Origin of the sequence: Geodermatophilus sp. DSM 45219, assembly GCF_900104025.1 — a bacterium.
Classification (GTDB): domain Bacteria; phylum Actinomycetota; class Actinomycetes; order Mycobacteriales; family Geodermatophilaceae; genus Geodermatophilus.
The window spans coordinates 29,993-45,034 of record NZ_FNIQ01000001.1 but is presented as its reverse complement, the minus strand read 5'-3'; the positions used below and the strand labels follow the sequence as shown (position 1 = coordinate 45,034).

The 15,042-nt window shown below is 66.4% G+C and carries 16 protein-coding genes; 3 read left to right on the top strand and 13 right to left on the bottom strand.

Annotated features, from left to right (window positions below):
- Nucleotides 1-507: 507 nt before the first annotated feature.
- The 10 genes from BLR12_RS00220 to BLR12_RS00180 all read right to left on the bottom strand — a co-directional run bounded on the left by BLR12_RS00220 (nt 508) and on the right by BLR12_RS00180 (nt 8,003).
- Nucleotides 508-1,932: a tyrosine-type recombinase/integrase gene (locus tag BLR12_RS00220; RefSeq protein WP_091371886.1), complete on the bottom strand. Its 1,425-nt coding sequence runs from the start codon at nt 1,930-1,932 to the stop codon at nt 508-510.
- A 2-nt stretch (nt 1,933-1,934) separates the two neighbouring features.
- Nucleotides 1,935-2,096, bottom strand: coding sequence for a helix-turn-helix domain-containing protein (locus tag BLR12_RS24775; RefSeq protein WP_218120483.1), 162 nt, complete (start codon nt 2,094-2,096; stop codon nt 1,935-1,937).
- A 131-nt stretch (nt 2,097-2,227) separates the two neighbouring features.
- Nucleotides 2,228-2,905 (bottom strand): ImmA/IrrE family metallo-endopeptidase, encoded by a 678-nt coding sequence (locus tag BLR12_RS00210; RefSeq protein ID WP_091371880.1) that lies wholly within the window; start codon nt 2,903-2,905, stop codon nt 2,228-2,230.
- Between the two features lie 32 nt (nt 2,906-2,937).
- The gene (locus BLR12_RS00205) at nt 2,938-3,318 is read right to left on the bottom strand and encodes a helix-turn-helix domain-containing protein (RefSeq protein ID WP_091371877.1); all 381 of its coding nucleotides are present in this window, start codon (nt 3,316-3,318) and stop codon (nt 2,938-2,940) included.
- Nucleotides 3,319-3,424: 106 nt separating this feature from the next.
- Nucleotides 3,425-3,769, bottom strand: coding sequence for an antirestriction protein ArdA (locus BLR12_RS00200; RefSeq protein ID WP_091371873.1), 345 nt, complete (start codon nt 3,767-3,769; stop codon nt 3,425-3,427).
- Nucleotides 3,770-3,784: 15 nt separating this feature from the next.
- Nucleotides 3,785-4,537 carry a replication-relaxation family protein gene (locus BLR12_RS00195; RefSeq protein ID WP_176832285.1) on the bottom strand — a complete coding sequence of 251 codons (753 nt, stop codon included), beginning with the start codon at nt 4,535-4,537 and terminating at the stop codon, nt 3,785-3,787.
- A gap of 203 nt (nt 4,538-4,740) precedes the next feature.
- Entirely contained in the window at nt 4,741-6,885 is a 2,145-nt protein-coding gene (locus BLR12_RS00190) for a type IV secretory system conjugative DNA transfer family protein (protein ID WP_091371868.1), read from the bottom strand.
- Nucleotides 6,878-7,090 (bottom strand): hypothetical protein, encoded by a 213-nt coding sequence (locus tag BLR12_RS23810; RefSeq protein ID WP_143018651.1) that lies wholly within the window; start codon nt 7,088-7,090, stop codon nt 6,878-6,880. The genes BLR12_RS00190 and BLR12_RS23810 overlap by 8 nt, the downstream gene beginning before the upstream one ends.
- Nucleotides 7,091-7,247: 157 nt before the next feature.
- A complete protein-coding gene (locus BLR12_RS00185) occupies nt 7,248-7,436 on the bottom strand; it encodes a hypothetical protein (protein WP_091371865.1) in 189 nt (62 codons plus the stop codon).
- 174 nt (nt 7,437-7,610) lie between these two features.
- The gene (locus BLR12_RS00180; RefSeq protein ID WP_091371861.1) at nt 7,611-8,003 is read right to left on the bottom strand and encodes a hypothetical protein; all 393 of its coding nucleotides are present in this window, start codon (nt 8,001-8,003) and stop codon (nt 7,611-7,613) included.
- Between the two features lie 273 nt (nt 8,004-8,276).
- On the opposite strand from BLR12_RS00180, the gene BLR12_RS00175 reads away from it, so the two are divergent.
- Together BLR12_RS00175 and BLR12_RS00170 are read left to right on the top strand one after the other, a co-directional pair.
- The gene (locus BLR12_RS00175) at nt 8,277-9,302 is read left to right on the top strand and encodes a helix-turn-helix domain-containing protein (protein ID WP_091371857.1); all 1,026 of its coding nucleotides are present in this window, start codon (nt 8,277-8,279) and stop codon (nt 9,300-9,302) included.
- A gap of 113 nt (nt 9,303-9,415) precedes the next feature.
- Nucleotides 9,416-9,712, top strand: a complete 297-nt coding sequence (locus BLR12_RS00170) for a hypothetical protein (RefSeq protein ID WP_091371854.1) — start codon at nt 9,416-9,418, stop codon at nt 9,710-9,712.
- A 47-nt stretch (nt 9,713-9,759) separates the two neighbouring features.
- Here BLR12_RS00170 and BLR12_RS00165 read toward each other — a convergent pair whose 3' ends face one another.
- Complete coding sequence (locus BLR12_RS00165; RefSeq protein WP_091371851.1) at nt 9,760-10,845, bottom strand: hypothetical protein; 1,086 nt, start codon at nt 10,843-10,845, stop codon at nt 9,760-9,762.
- 428 nt (nt 10,846-11,273) lie between these two features.
- The gene (locus BLR12_RS00160) at nt 11,274-13,256 is read right to left on the bottom strand and encodes a cutinase family protein (RefSeq protein ID WP_176832283.1); all 1,983 of its coding nucleotides are present in this window, start codon (nt 13,254-13,256) and stop codon (nt 11,274-11,276) included.
- Nucleotides 13,257-14,266: 1,010 nt separating this feature from the next.
- Between BLR12_RS00160 and BLR12_RS00155 the strand changes: the two genes are divergently transcribed.
- Complete coding sequence (locus BLR12_RS00155) at nt 14,267-14,491, top strand: helix-turn-helix domain-containing protein (RefSeq protein WP_091371844.1); 225 nt, start codon at nt 14,267-14,269, stop codon at nt 14,489-14,491.
- Between the two features lie 241 nt (nt 14,492-14,732).
- On the opposite strand, the gene BLR12_RS00150 is transcribed toward BLR12_RS00155, so the two are convergent.
- Complete coding sequence (locus BLR12_RS00150; RefSeq protein ID WP_255363207.1) at nt 14,733-14,987, bottom strand: histone-like nucleoid-structuring protein Lsr2; 255 nt, start codon at nt 14,985-14,987, stop codon at nt 14,733-14,735.
- Between the last annotated feature and the right edge of the window lie 55 nt (nt 14,988-15,042).

Here is a 15,042-nt window from a genome sequence, read left to right as displayed (position 1 = left end):
GGGGGATTCTAGGTTAAAGGATGAGAGCGGTGATCACTATGACGTTGTGACTGCAGTGACGGTAGGTGCCTATGAGGCGGCTGAGTGCACCTGCGCCAACTACCGCTTGCTCTCGGTCGGTTTCACCGGCGTACTGCTCGCCGTCACCCCCGCGGCCTACAGCGGCGCCCTCACAGAGCCCCCGGATCTACCCCGTCTCTGCGACCCCGCATCCTTCGACACCCCGGAGCCGCTCAGTCCGCTCGCCCTTGCGGCTATGGACCACCACGCCCGTCGGCTGGGTATCGACCTGGTCGTACGTTTGGGGTAGCTGGTGGTGCTGCTTACGTCTGGAGCGGGTCGGCTTGGCTGGCGCTAGTTTCTGGGTGGCTGCCACTGACCGGACGATCTGTTCCAGCGCATCAAGCTGCTGGGTCGTCAGTGGAGGAGCGGCGGCAGCCAGCTGGGCGGCGTAGGCCATGACGTCCGATGTTGTCGAGGCCCGTGGTCTCCCGGCCGCTCCCGTGCTCATGACCTATCGCCGGACGGGGAGTTTAGTAGTCCGAGCCAGTAGCGGGCACTCGTGACCAGCTGTCGTGGTCGGGGAGTGAAACTGACGGCAGTCCTGACGGCAACGTGGCCGACCAAGCGCTGCCGCGTACAAACACGGACGAGCTCCAGCGCCTCTGTTAGCGGGTCGTCATTGAGGGGCTGGCGGGACCTTTTAAGCAGGGTGTCGTGGGTTCGAGCCCCACTGGGCCCTCCAGATTGAAACGTAGTATTTGATGCAACAAGAGAGTGACTTGACGGCAGCAATTGACGGCAACGGCTGCCATCGAAGACTGCCGTCAGCAGTCGCTCAACGCCGCTGAGAGCGGTCCGTTGGTCCTCGGGACTGGCGTGCTGGTAGATCTGCTGGGTCGTCAGCGGACTGGCGTGCCCCAGCACCAGCTGGGCGTCGCGGACCGGCACGCCGAGCCGCTTGAGGAGGGTGGCGGTTGTGTGTCGCAGGTCGTGCAGCCGGATGCGCGGCAGGCCGGCGGCCTCGCGGATGCGCTGGAACGATCGGGCCAGGTTATGCGGCTCGATGGGCTGGCCGAACCGAGTGGTGAAGACGAGCGCGTCCGGAGCGGGCGCGGCCGTCAGCCCGGCGGCCTGCTGGCCAATGACCCGCTCAGCCAGCGGCAAGAGGGGCAGGTCGCGCTTGCCGGCCTCGGTCTTGACTGGCACCTGCTGGAGCTGGCCGTCGAGACGCTGGATCTGCTGCCGGACGTGCAAGGTGGCATGCGCGGCGTCGACGTCCTGCCAGCGCAGGCCGACGACCTCGCCGCGGCGCAGGCCGTAGAGCAGTAGCAGAACAAAGGCCGGATAGAGCGGATCGTCAGTCGCGGCCCGCAAGAACTGGCCGGCCTCTTCTGGCGTCCACGGCCGGACCTCCTTCGGCCGCCAGCTCGGCAGCTTCACCAGGCGCGCCGGGTTCCGGACGATGAGCTCCTCGCGCTGCGCCTGGGTCAGGGAAGCGCGCAGCACACTGCGGGTAGCGGCCAGCAGGCGCGTCGACTGGCCGTCGGCAGCCTGGTCGTTGAAGAAGGTCTGCAGCACCGCGACGCCGAGCCGGCCGAGCGGCTGGCGGCCGAGGGCCGGCTTGAGGTGGAGCCGGATGATGGCCTCGTAAGACTCATAGGTGCGCGGCCGGCAGTTCGGCCGCACCACGGTCGCCAGCCAGTGGTCGAGGTAGTCGCCGAGCCGCCAGGTCCGGTCCGGCACTGGCATGCCCTGGTCGCCCTGGGCGGCCAGGGTGATCAGCTGGGCGCGGGCCTCGGCACGCGTCTTGCCGTAGACGCGGACCCGTTTGCGGCTGCCACTGGCGGTGTGCAGGTGGATTGCCGCCTCGTAGCGGCCGTCCTTGCGCCGGTAGACCGAGCCCTCGCCGTTAACGGCGCGGCCAGCCATGGCTAGGCCTCCTCCTGCTGGCTCAGCTCGGCGATGAGCTCAGCCAGGGCCGCGGCCGGCACCAGCCGCCGGTTGCCGATGCGGACGGTGCGGAGACGGCGCTGCTGGACCAGGCGGTAGAAGCTCCAGCGGCTGATGCGCAAGGCAGCACAGGCCTCGGGCACGGTGAGGAGCAGGGAGTGGTTGGCGGCGCTGTCCGGTTGACCTGTCTGATCGCGGCCGGCAGCGCGGCAGTAGACGCGCCGCGCCAAAGCGGGATCTGCGGCGCGCCGGGCAGGGGCTGCGGCGGCCGACCTCATGGCGCGCCTCCAATGACCGGTGTCAGGCCGCGGCTCGCCCAGTGCGGCGACAGCAGGCGGAAGTAGGTCTGTCGGGGACGATGGGTCGGGCGCACCGTCGAGGGCGGGGCGCAGCGCAAGCGAGGGTCCACCAGCCCGAGCTGAGCCAGGCGGACCTCAATGGCGCGCTCGGAGACCCCGAAGTGCCGGGCCAGCGCGGCCGGCCGCTGCAGCCCCTGGCCCCAGGCCCGCTTCATCAGCCGCTTAGGCATCAGGGCGCAGCCGGCGAAGTAGTCGGCGGCCTGCTCGGCCTGCTGTGCGGGGGAGTGGCGGCCCACGCCGGTGTACAGCCGGTCGGTCGCGCCGTGATCGATGATGTGCTTGTACTCGTGCAGCAAGGTGAAGCGCTGCCGGGTCGTCGGCTCGCTGCTGTTCAGGGCGATAACCCAGTTGTGACCGTCCCAGAAGCTCATGCCGGAGGTCGGCAGCTCCACCCGGCGAACGCGGATACGGGGCAGTTCGGTGATGACGGCGCTGTCGACTGGTCCCTCGGTGCTGTCGCTCAGCTCGAGCAGCCGGGCGGCCTGCAGCTCGGCGATCTGCATGGCCTCGGGGAAGTCCAGCGGCCGGACAGGAATGACGGCCCGGAGGGACGCCAGGACACTGCGGCCTCCGTGGTGGTTGCTGTTGTTCATGGCGTTCCTCCTTTCGTTAGTTGCTGCGGCGGCTAGGGGAGCTCGTCCTCGCCGTCCTGGGGGCCGTGCAGCCCGTAGTCGCGGGCCAGGCGCTCGAAGACGGCCTCGATCTCGGCAACGGCCTCGTCCGGGAGTTCCTGGTACTTGCTGCGCAGGTAGGGCCGGAAAGTCGGCAGTTCGGTCGATGGCAGCCAGCCGGCGGCGGCGTACAGGTCGGCGGTCGAGATGCCGAGCGCGTGACCGACGGCGCGCAGCTTGTCCGGCTTCGGTTGGGCGATGCGACCCTGCTCCAGGTGCAGCACGGTGGCGGCGTCGACACCGGCCCGTTGGGCCAGCCCCCGGACCGACAGGCCTTCCTGTTCACGGGTGGTCCGCAGTAATTGGGCAAGTTTATGAATCTGATCGACCGACATATAGCGTGCTCCTGTTTCCATTATTGTCCGCTTAGCGTTGAGATAGGTCAACGTTTCGACGTGCATTCCACAACAGGCTCCGGCGCCAGCCAAAATGCACGACGGGCTAGGTGTTCGGCTGTTCGTACGGGTCGAACACGAACGTGCCACCGTCCTCTGGTGCGTCATAGACGTAGAAGTGGCCGGCCTGCTCGAAATCACGGGCGACGGCCTCACCGTCAAAGCGGATGTAGGCCTGCAGCCAGTCAGGCAGCCGATAGATGCGGCTGTCGGCGCCGAGGCGAGCCAGCAGCTCCTGGCCAAAGGCGTCGCGGCTGGGATAGTGGCCGAGGAAGCTGCGGCGGAAGCAGCCCTCGTCCCGGCTGCCGGACCACAGCTGGAAGACGGTCCAGGCCGTCTCGATGTGTTGCTGCTCCAGTTCCTGTTCGTGTTGTTGTACTTCATGGCTCATATCACCTCCTTTCGGTTAGTTGCTTGACCCCGGCGGGTCGGCGGCGCCGACGATGACGCTCACAAAGCTGGCCGCGGTCGTGACGCGGAACAGCTCTTGGTCGGTGCCGTAGCGGCGGCGGATCGCCGCGACGAGGACCCCGGCCCGCCGGTCGTCTGGTACCACCCAGAGCACCGCCGGGAAGACGCCGCGCTGCTCCTGCTCCCTGCCGGTGCGCTGGTAGCGCTCGTACTGGGCGCACTTCTTGAGCAGCGTCGGCAGGCTCTCGGTGCTGCGGTCGACCTCAATGAACCAGCTGTCCTCGTACTCGGTGGTCGCCGTCACGGCGTACAGGTCGGGCTTGAGCGTCTCTGCGCCGCCGTAGGCCCCGAGGAAGCCGCGCCAGCAGGCGGGTTCGTGCTCCGTGGCGAGCAGCTCCAGGTCGCCGCGGCGGTCGGCCTCGACCAGCTGCACGCTGCACTCGGCCACGGCCAGCACGTGATCGACGAAGCGCAGCCCGGGCTGCTTGTGGCGGCCGCGGGGCGCCCCTTCGTCCTGCCGGAGCAGGCGCTCGCCGACCGGGCCGACCCGCCAGACGTAGGACGCCGAACCGGCCCGCACCCCGCCGATGCGGCGGTCGAGGTGCTCGATGACGCCCAGCCGCTGCAGCCGGGCAAGGACACGGCGGCAGATGCGGCTGGCGGCGCCCTCGGTGGCGTGATCAGCGAAGTGCAGGCGCTGCAGCTGGCCCGTCGTCAGCAGCCGGCAGGCGGCCAGGCTGAGCAGCACACCGCGCTCGCGGTCGCTCAGATCGCTCTGCAGCCGGAGCAGCCGCCGGGCGCTCGTCCGCCGCCGGACAACCCTTCCGGAGCGCATACGGGAGGACAGACTTTCGGGCGCCGTATCGCCGCGGTACCGGGCGCCGACCTCGGTGTTCGTCGTCCCGGGCTCGACGCGATCGGACCACCGACCGGACCAGCCCTCAGCCGGACTCATGGCTGCCTCCGGCGGCGCCCAGTCGGTGCCGCAGGTGCGGTCGAAGCTGGCAGCAGCAGGTCGGCCAGGCCGGCGTCGACCTCGTCGAGCGGACGGCCCCAGCGCTCCCGGCTGCGACGCCGCAGCTCGGCCGGGTCGGCGGTCGGCGGGGGCAGCGGCAGCGTCCTGCCGGAGACGAACGGGCTGACGCCGTGGCCGGTGTGCAGGCTGGCGTAGATCGCGTAGGCGCTGAGGGCCGTCAGGTCGTCGGCGCTGAGCTCGGGATGGCCGCGGGCGATGACGCGGGCGTCAGCCTCGCTGAGGGTGAAGGCTACCCGGGAACGGGCGTTGGCCAGCACGGCGCTCTGCATGGTGTCCGGCAGCTGCTTGAGGAACTGGTGCGCCAGGGTGAAGCCGGCGCCGTAGCCGCGCGTCTGGGCCAGCACCTCGTCGAGCGGCGTGCCGGTGTGCAGGTAGTCCTGGACCTCGTCGATGTACACCATGACCGGGTGGCGCCGCTCAGCCGGGATGGCCGCCCGCGACTGCAGCGTCTGCCAGAGCTCGGCGACGACGAGCGAGCCGAGCAGCCTGGCGGCGTCGTCGCCGATTACGCCGCGCTGCAAGGGCACGAGCAGGATGCGGCGCTCAGTCAGCACCTGCTTCAGGGAGAAGCGGGGTTGTCGCTGAGCCAGCACGCCGCGCAGTCCGGGCCGGAGCAGCGGCCGCAGCTTGTTCATGACCGGTGCGACGGCGTTCAGGCGCTCCGCCTCAGACCAGGCCTCGTAGGTCGCCCAGAACGGCTCGAGCAGCAGCGGGTCACGGATGCCGGCCGTCAGCCGGCGGCGGACGCCGGGATTGGTTAGCAGGAGCGGCAGCATGGCCAGGCTGGCGTCGTCGCGGCGGACGAGCGTCAGCAGGCTGGCGTAGAGGATGTCCTGGCTACGCGGCCCGACGTTCTTGCCGTAGAGCTGCTTGAAGATCGACAGGACGGTGTCGGCGACGAGCTCCGGCCGGCGGCCGTGCCGGGCGAGTGGATTCAGACCGACCGGTACCGGGTCCTGCGCATCCAGTACGACGACGTCGTCCCAGCGTGCCGACGGCACGCGGGCCAGGACATCGGCCACTAGGTCGCCCTTGGGCTCCACCACCACGACCGCCCGGCCGTCGGCGATGTCCTGGCGGATGAAGTTGGCCAACAAGGTCGACTTGCCGGTGCCGGTTGGGCCGACGACGTGCAGGTGCTGGAGAGCTGCCGGGATGCCGAGCGCCAGCGTGCCCCGGTGTCCGGACGCCGTCACCGTGGCCAGGACGCGCTTGCGGCCCACGGTGCCCGGCGTCGGCGGCAGCAGTCGGGGATGGGCGGCTGGCTGGCCCGGCAGGTAGTCGGCGCCGAGCGGCCAGGCGGTGAGAGGCACCAGCTCTGGCACGCTCAACCTCAGGGGCCAGCGCCAGGGCGTCCGGGCGGCGTTCAGCCGGTCAGGACGTTCAGGGGCGAGGCGGAGCTGGACGCCCGGCGCCTCAACCGTGCGCAGCGCCGCCAGCAGCCCGAGCAGCCGGGCACGACGGACCTCCGCCGTTGCCGCCCGCGCCCCGAGGCGCAGGGTGCAGGCGAAGCCGTGGTCCGCGACCTTGGTGCGCAGGGCCGTGCGCTTCTCGCCGTCGAGCGTGTTGCCGGTGCCGTGCCAGGCGGTGACGTACCAGGGCGCCGTCAGCGCGGACGGGCTGTTGGTCGGCACCGCCAAGGGGATACGCCGCGGCCCGAGGACAAGTTGCAGCACCAGTTCCTCGTCAGCCCGGACCCGGGTGAGGGCCGCCAGGACGGCGTAGACGGTCGTCTCGGGCTCGGCGGTCTTCAGCGGCCGATGCCGGGTGTTCAGGCGCAGGCTGCCCACCACGTCGACGGGAAGGCGGGCGGCCTCCGGGCCGAGCGTCGTGGCCTTGGCGCCCGCGAGGTCGCCGAGCGCCGTGGTCAGGCCGGTGATGGCCTCGGGCGCTGCGCCGATGCAGTAGGCCACGCCCGCTGCGGTGGCACGGGCTTCGAGGACTGCCACCGGACTGCGGGCGTCGGTCGCCCACTGACGGAGGACCGCTGCGCTGCGCACGAGGTCGAGCGGGCGCTGCCAGTGCAGCTGGCGCCAGACGAGAACGTGCCGGCTAGTCATCGGCCGCCTCCGTGGTGCGCGTTGTCTTGTCTTCGCCCTCGGCCTGCGCCTTGGCGGCTGCCTCTGCGGCGGCCTGCTCCATGGCCAGCCGGATGAGGGCGCGGCTCAGCTTGTGCAGATCGGGCTGTTCCCGACGGACGGAACGGACGGAAATACGCCGGGTGCTCTTCCCTCCTTTCGACTGTCGACGACGCCTCTTGCTCATTGCTATCCCCCTTCCACCGTGCCGCATTAAGTGTTGAGTGAACTCAACATGCACGTCCTTTTGTTATATGTTGAGTTGACTCAACGGTCAACCATTGTTGTCTATTCGGCGGCACCGAATGGAACGGTGCGTACGCTGGTATGGGCGAATAGTCTGATCACCAGCCGCGGGGATGCTGCCAGCGCCAGAGCCCAATGCCGACGAGGACGGTGACGCCCACAGGAACGAGTACGGGGAGGGCTTCGCGCAACAGCTCGGCCGCGACATTGAGGGCGAAGGCGGCCGCCAGCACCACGAACGTGAAGCTCGTGATGCTGGCGGCCCAGGACCGCGGTCCCTTGCTCATGCTTCAGTTCCTGTCATTCGTGGAAGAAGAAGCAGAGGTGGCGGTCGCCATCCAGCTCAAGCAAGGGACGATCGCAGACGGGACATCGCCCTACGTCGCTCCCGGAAGGCGTGATCCCGCCTTCCGTGGTCTCACCGATGACCTGCTCGCTCCTATTCGCCGAGGGCATGGCGATCACTCCATCCCGGCCAGGCGAACGCGCATGAAGTAGTCGTCGTCGAGCACCGTGAACTTCGCCTTCAGTTCGGCGTCGTCGCCCGCGATGATCTGACTCTCCTTATGGGCTCGGTACAGCTCCCACTTTGCTTCGCTGAGAACCTGTCGACGGCTGTGGGCATCCGCCAGCTGCACGTAGGCGGCAACAGCCTTCTCAGCGGCAAGCTCGATGGCACTGCGCTCCAAACGCCGGAGAGTGAGGATGTGGTGAGACTGCCGCTGCCGATCTAGCTGACGATCCCCCCACGTAATTTGCCCTTGCTCCCCGCCGGAGTCCGTGGTGAGCATGACCGGACGGAGGTTGCGGAGGCCGACGATCTCGCTGCTGCGCCGGCTCTCGATGTTTGACAAGGCGCTCTCTTCTCTGTGGAGTTGGTCCGCCCTAGCAAGGTCGCGGGGGCAGGAGCGGCGCCCCTGGCGGTTGGCGAGTCGCTGCCTCGGGCCAGGTGCTGAGCTCGCAGCAAGCCAACTGCCCGACCGTCCGTGTTGGCCAAGACGCCCATAACCCGCACCAGTCGACTGACGGTTCCCCCTCGGGGACGGCATCAGGTGTTGTCCGGAGAGAAGCGGTGCACCACCACAGGTGTCTCAGCTGCGACAGCGCGCCAGACTGGTGAACATGGCATGCACCTGGCACACCAGTCGATCCGGGAGTTCAGGGCGTCCCCAGCGAGTCCGGGGTTGGCGCCGATGAGCCCCCCGCGGGTTAGCAAGGACCTCGGGATACGACTTCGGTACCACCGCGAGCAAGCTGGGCTCGGCCTTCGCGAGCTCGCTAGACGGGCTAGCGTGGACCACACCATGCTCAGCCGGATCGAGCGAGGTATGGCACCCATTTCTCGCCAGGTCATCGACGCGTACGAAGCGTCGCTCGATATTCGTTTTGTGCTATACCGCCACGAGTTACAGTCAGGGACAACCGACTTCTACGGGGTGGAATGCCCCACCGTGCTCGAACGTTTCACGATCGAGATCGAGCTAGGTTGGAAACCGGGCGGTGTAAAGCTGAACGGCATAAACTTGATTTGGGCTGGGCGCACTGGAAGCGACTCATTCACTCCCAGGATCCACATGCCTATAGACGTCAGAGAAAACTACTCATTCAGTCCGTGGTTCCCGAAGGGGAACCGTAAAGGGGCCGAGTGGATGGGTGACGAATGGGGCATGCCGCTCTACTTTACGGGCGGCAATCCGGAAAGCTACGGGCTCATTAGCCAGCCGGACGTTCAGCCATACGAAGAATTTGAGATCGGCTGGCGCGGGCATCTTCGGCAGGACTCGGACACCTTCATATTTGCCTTCGATTGGGGGACGATTGCGCCTAGCGTCGAGTTCAAGTTGTGGGAGGTGACAATCCCGGGTGATGCGATAGTTTCATGGCAGGACAGGGACCTTCCGCCGAACACGACAGCCTATAGTCGACGATCGTTGGGATCAATGAATCGCGATGAATGGTATACACTAAAGTGGAGAACTCGATCCGTTGAAGAGCGTCAAAGGGTAACTCGTCTAGACCGTGATGTCTTCAATCGCATTTACGAGTTTGAAAGTAAGGGGTGGGTAAGAGTCGCGGAGGACATATGGCGAAACGAGAAAGGGGTGGAACGCAAACTGAACGACATACTCAGGGGGCCCGCGCGGCCCGGCTAATTGCCCAAGCCCAGCAAACCAGCATGGGTGGGTTGAGGCCGGACTTATTCTGGACTTACATCCCGGCCATGAGGGTGGACATTACAGCCGCAGCCGTCGCACACGCTGGAGTTGTGGCGTCTCTTGACGAGAGCCGCGCCGAGCCGCTGAGGAGTTACCGCGAGGAAGCGGCCAAAGCGGTAATCAGGGCCACCTTTCCGCTTCAAGATCCGCCCGCCGCCCGTCTCGCTGCCTTGGACCGTCTGGCGCTGGAGGGAGAGGCCTTGTACGAAGCGGCCGCGGACCGTGGCTGCGGGTACGCCCTCGATGGCTATATCGGCTGGCTCGAAGCTCCAATGGAAGGGATCGACTACGATCCATCTGAACTGACCGTCGTGCAACTCACGGTCGCCGCGCTGCGCCGCCTATAGAGGCGAGTCGTCGCAGGTGGAGCATCACGACCGCAGCCTGGCAGCCGCTACTTGCTGAGAACCCACACGAACGCCACACCCGACCGCGGAAACACCCAGCCGTCGAAGCCGACGCTGACCCGCTGCCCGGGCACGGTCTTGGGGCTTTGTGACACCCGCGTCCGCTCGCTGCTGGCGATGAAGTCGACGACGTTGACGTAGTCGATGCCGCAGTCCGAGTAGTCCAGCTCGATGTCGACGCCCTTGGTCGGCTGCTCGAGGTCAAGGTGCAGCAGGTGGCCGCGCACCGGGACGACCGTCCGGTAGGTGTAGGCGATGGTGACCGGCTTGGCCTCCGCAACGACCTCCTGGCCGATGTTGACCGAGTAGGTCTGCCCGTCCGAGCGCTCGCTGCGGCGGATCGGCAGCTCAGTGCCCTCGACGGCGAACTGCACGAGCTCGAAGGCCTCGCGGCTGCCCGGCTTGATGCCGTGCACCGGGTTGACGTACCAGACGCTCGTCGTCGGGTCTTGGGCCAGCTCCCGGTAGTCCGCCCGGTCGTCGACGCAAGCAAAGCGCCGGACCTGTGTCGTCGGCACGACGGTGTACTCCCAGGCGACCGTCGTGACGAAGAGCGGTGAGCGGCCGGCCGGTGGGTCTGCCTCCGGCGACAGCCAGATCGAGATGCGGGCGTCATACCAGCGTTCCGTGGCCCGGATGGCCTGCTCGCGGATGTCGGTGTAGATGTCCTGGGCGAAGGCCGCGTCGCCGAGCCGCAAGGCCAGGCTGTTGGTCACGATCTCGTCCAGCCGCTCGGGCGTGGCCACCCGGGCCAGGTCCTCCCGCTTGAAGGCGAAGCCGTCGATGACGGCGTCGCGGATGGCCGGCGCTTTGGCCGTGATGACCCGCTCCAGGCGCTCGGTATCCCGGGCTTCGCGGTCCTGCCCGTCGACGTAGGTGAAGGCCACGACCACCAGACCGGTCGTGAACAGCGTCGACCCGAGCTCCATGGCCGGCAGCCGGCCGAGCCACTGCCAGCCAGGCTCCCCGGCGCTCCAAGCAGCCAGCACCATCAGCGCCAGCCCGACCACCGTGAAGACGACCGCCAGGAGGACGAGCTTTGCCTGATAGAGCCGGTGGAGCGGATTGCGCATATGTTGGTACTCATTATGCCAAACAGCTCAAGCCAACACAACTCCGGCAGGCGTTACGTGGCTAGCGCTGACCAATCGCACCGTTCCCGATGCTTGCATCATGGGCGATAAAAGCGCACTATAAAGAATAGTGACTCGCTCAAACTCAAACACTCCCAAGTCGTCGATAGCCGACGTACTCGTCGTCTTAGCCTGCATCGCCTTATTGTTGTCGGTCGCCAACATATGGCTCGGCTTAGCCTATCCGCAGAGTTATATTGGCTTTATTCTCTTCCCGCTACGTGCCCTGATCATAATCCTTCTCCTAGTGGCCTTCCTGAGCAGCCTGCGGACGGAGCCAGGCGCGCGCCGTCGAAGGTTCGCCCTGACGGCCACCGCGACTGGCATCGCGGCTCTACCGGACTTCGTCCTTTAACAAGCGATCCGGGTCAGCAGGCGCGGGTTCCTCGGGTCGAGACGGCGATGCATCGTTCCTCCTGCGAGCCATCGGCAAAGGTGACCGTGACCCGGATAGTCCGTGAAGACGTCATGCTCGGGTTGGTGTACCGCACAACTGGCTCGTCAGTCGTCCTGTCGATTGTGCGGTTGCCATCGAAGTCCCAGGCGAATGACGTGGAAGGAGCACCGCGTCCGTAGATGGCCGCAGCAGACAGGAGGATTCTAGTGCGAACCCTCGGCGAGCCGTTGGCCGTAAGCTCGCCAACTGGTCGGGCTGTGACTGCTTCTCCCTTGGTCTGGAGCACGCCGTGCGCCAGTAGGCCCGCGGCATCCTCGAGAAGGGAAGCTCCACCTGCCCTACCTGCGCTGTAGCTCTCAAGGTGAGCGGGCACCGTCAAGAGGCTTGACAGCCACCCCCGACCGGGCGTCCGGCCACAGACGGGGTCCTGATTGGCGCAGTAGCTTCGGGTAACGTCCTGAAAGCGCGTCCGGATCTCGGCGGGACGGGCCATCCCGTTACGCAGGCTTGTAACGGCGAAGGTGCCCCGCGCTGCCGGATCGTCAGAGTCAAACCGCGGGGATGCAAGCAAGGCAACCCCCTTGATGGACTCCCAGGCGCTGTTGTTGGCAGCCTGGTCATCCAAACGCTCCAGCGCCGACTGAATGACGTGCGCGCCCTGGCTGAAGCCCGTCAGCAGGATGGGGTGATCAACGCCGCAGGCGCCCTGAATGTCAGAAACTTGCCTAAGTAGGTTGTCACGCCCCTCTGCGACCGAGGCTCCGTAGCGCCGTACGTTCAGGTTCGTCACCGAGACGGCGTCATATTGCAGGCCGGTAACGCCGTCGGTAACGCCGTCGCCGTCGTAGAGATTGAGGCCCCAGGTGTCACGGAGCTGGCGCGCCAGCTCAACGGCGTGGTGACCAGGGTGGCGATCTCCCTGCGCGTTGTCGCCCGAGCCCCGTACCCCGATCAGGGCGGCGTCGCCGCAAGCTCCAGTGACTGAGACGGACGTTGAACGCAGCGTGGCACCGCCACAACTCACAACGAAGACGTACTGCCCCGGAGCAGAGACGGTGATTCCCTGGCTGTAGGACAGCTCATTGCCGGTCGTTGGAAGTCCCACCTCAACGGCGCTAGCTGGTTGGCCGTCTTTGTCCTCGACCCGCAGGCTTGGCACGGAACTGCACTCATAGCGGGCCGTGAACGTTGTGCCGGCAGTGCCGGACTCCGGTGTCACGGTGAGCGATGGTTCAGCCGGGGGTGGCGGAGGGGTAGCCACGTTGCCACGGCTGTAGAGGAGAGTCACCCGAGGCAATTCGTCGCTACTACCTCGGGTGCGTACGACGGCTCCTGTGTCGCTGATCGCAGAGTGCGAGTAAAGGGGAGGCGTCCGACACCCCTCCGAGTCTAAGCCGACGCGTTCTCCCGTAGTTGAATCGACCACTGACCATATGGCGGAGAAGCTCACTCCACCCTCGCACCGCGTAGACGCAAGTTCCAGTCGGAACCGACCGTTCGGCGATATGGCGGTAAGTGGCTCAGTGAGCACGGTCACCGCTTGCGTCGCTACATCAAAACGGGTCAGGCCACCCAATCCGTAATAGTAGACCTCGCCTTGATCGGTGATGTTGAACCAATCCCCGCGCGCGTCGCGCAGGTCAGGGATCACGAACGACATGCCGGTGTCCAAGTCGCGAACGTACGAGTCTGACGTCGCCCCCGAATCGGAGTAACCCTCAAAAACGAAGTATCGGCCATTGCTGCTCACGGCCCTAAAGAGATGATAGACCCCAGACCTGATGAGGTCATCGTTCTCGTCCCGAGAGATAATATCCGCGCTATCGGTTGTTGTATCGTGGCGCCAGCGGTAAGTCGTAGGGGTGTCGCCAGAATAGAAGCTGGTGTCGTAAAAGACGTAACGTCCGTCGGAGCTCTGCGCAACATCGAGGACGCTATTTCCGAAGTCATACATGCCCTCAACGGACGTGTAAATAGTCTTCGTGACGCCTGACGCGATCTCGCGCTGGTAGGCCGTTCGTATCATTGAGCCGTCAGCTTGTGGAGTGCGGGCCGAGAAGGCGATAAAACGCCCGTCGGCGGAGACGTGAACTGACGCGCTGGGTTCGTCTGGAGTTGACTCAAGCCTGACCGGTGACTGCTCACCTGACCGCACGTCAACGAGGTAACCGCCAGCGTATCCATACATCAAGGCAGCGAGACGACCGTCCGCGCTGAGGGAGACTTCCCGTGCGTAACTCGCGTCGGCCGGCGGCTGTAGCTCAAGCACTGAGTAGGGGCTACCAGCTGGTGGTGCCGCTGCCGCTCTGCCACTACTCACGAGGTACGCGGCCATAAGCAGGCTGACGGTCAAGAACACAAGTGCGCGTGTTGCCAAAGCAGCGCTTCGTTGGCTCATGTTTGCCCCCGTGGCCCGTCATCAATGTTGTTGATCAACAACCGAGCCTGAGCTCCCTAAGCCCCAGGCGCCGCTGAAAGCTAGCAGCTAGCGGACGCTGAGGGATAGAAGCTGTGCCTATTCACTAAGCGAATATGCGATACCACAGCCGGTAGGCGCTCACGGTGCGGTTGACTTACCGTCACCGGCCGGGGCCGGGGCGGTGCTGGTCATCCGAGCGAGCGAAGATCAAGACGCCGTATAGACGCGCTGCTCGGGCACATGCCAGGAGAGGCTGCGCAACTGGCAGCCAGCAGCTCGCCGGCAGCCACAGAGATGTGACGGACATCGACATCTTGGGCGATCGGCCGTGAGATGGCTGGACAGGAGCTGCCGCGGCGGCCGTGCCGCCAAGCAGGACCACCGCGGCGCTCCGGTCAGGGGTCCCTAGCGGGTCCCCGGGTACCTAGCCGCCTCCACCGTTCATGGGTGGCCACCCCCTCCCGGCCGTCGGGTCGCGACCGGCGCGATGCTACTTAAAGGTCTGTAGACCGACAAGTAGCAGCTCGGTCAGCGTCTCCACCAAGATGGAAGGGGACCTGCAGCGCGCCGTCGGCCGGAACTTGCGGCGCTACCGCCAGGTCCGCGGCCTATCGCAGGAGGCCTTCGCCGACCTGGTCGGCGTCCACCGCACCTACATGGGTGGCCTGGAGCGTGGCGAGCGCAACCTGACGCTCAGGAGCGTCGAGCGCATCGCTGCGGTCATCGAGGTTGACCCGCTGGAGCTGATGCAGGACAAAGCTGGCAGGTAGCCCCTGCGCTGGGTCCGCGAGCGTCACCGTGGCCCGCAACGGACCACTGGGTAGAGCAGGAGTCGGCGGCTGATGTCATCGGTTCAACGGGCGGCCCTGCCCTCACAGATGCAGCCCGAGGCTGGCGACGATCCGGCTCGTGGAACGGGGCGATCCCGCTTCAGTGGGCGGCGTTGTAGGCCTGCACCACGCTGCTGGGGACACGGCCGCGTTCAGGTATCGCATGGCCGCGCTCACGGGCCTAGGTACGGATGGCCGCCGTGTCCTTATGACCGGCGCTGCTACTGCGGGTGGTGCCGCCGGCCGACCGGCCCGCCCGTCGGCCGGCTCGGACATAGCGCTTGAAGGTCTGGCGCAGCGCGGCGGCGTTGTCCTTGTTCAGGTCGAGTTCATAGGACGTGCCGTCCAGCCCGAAGCTGACGGTCTGCCCCTGACCATCCGGCAGAACCTCGCCGGTCAGGTCATCAACAAAGACGACCTGCAGTTTCTGTGCCAAGACAGTATCTCCTCACCGGTAGGCCGAACTTGGCTCACCGCTTGCTTGTCACCAT

What these genes read in the sequence shown, in the direction of transcription:
- BLR12_RS00220 (WP_091371886.1), bottom strand. Translation starts at nt 1,932, where the DNA reads ATGGCTGGCCGCGCCGTTAACGGCGAGGGCTCGGTCTACCGGCGCAAG.
- BLR12_RS00210 (WP_091371880.1), bottom strand. Translation starts at nt 2,905, where the DNA reads ATGAACAACAGCAACCACCACGGAGGCCGCAGTGTCCTGGCGTCCCTC.
- BLR12_RS00205 (WP_091371877.1), bottom strand. Translation starts at nt 3,318, where the DNA reads ATGTCGGTCGATCAGATTCATAAACTTGCCCAATTACTGCGGACCACC.
- BLR12_RS00200 (WP_091371873.1), bottom strand. Translation starts at nt 3,769, where the DNA reads ATGAGCCATGAAGTACAACAACACGAACAGGAACTGGAGCAGCAACAC.
- BLR12_RS00190 (WP_091371868.1), bottom strand. Translation starts at nt 6,885, where the DNA reads ATGACTAGCCGGCACGTTCTCGTCTGGCGCCAGCTGCACTGGCAGCGC.
- BLR12_RS23810 (WP_143018651.1), bottom strand. Translation starts at nt 7,090, where the DNA reads ATGAGCAAGAGGCGTCGTCGACAGTCGAAAGGAGGGAAGAGCACCCGG.
- BLR12_RS00185 (WP_091371865.1), bottom strand. Translation starts at nt 7,436, where the DNA reads ATGAGCAAGGGACCGCGGTCCTGGGCCGCCAGCATCACGAGCTTCACG.
- BLR12_RS00175 (WP_091371857.1), top strand. Translation starts at nt 8,277, where the DNA reads ATGCACCTGGCACACCAGTCGATCCGGGAGTTCAGGGCGTCCCCAGCG.
- BLR12_RS00165 (WP_091371851.1), bottom strand. Translation starts at nt 10,845, where the DNA reads ATGCGCAATCCGCTCCACCGGCTCTATCAGGCAAAGCTCGTCCTCCTG.
- BLR12_RS00160 (WP_176832283.1), bottom strand. Translation starts at nt 13,256, where the DNA reads ATGTATGACTTCGGAAATAGCGTCCTCGATGTTGCGCAGAGCTCCGAC.
- BLR12_RS00155 (WP_091371844.1), top strand. Translation starts at nt 14,267, where the DNA reads ATGGAAGGGGACCTGCAGCGCGCCGTCGGCCGGAACTTGCGGCGCTAC.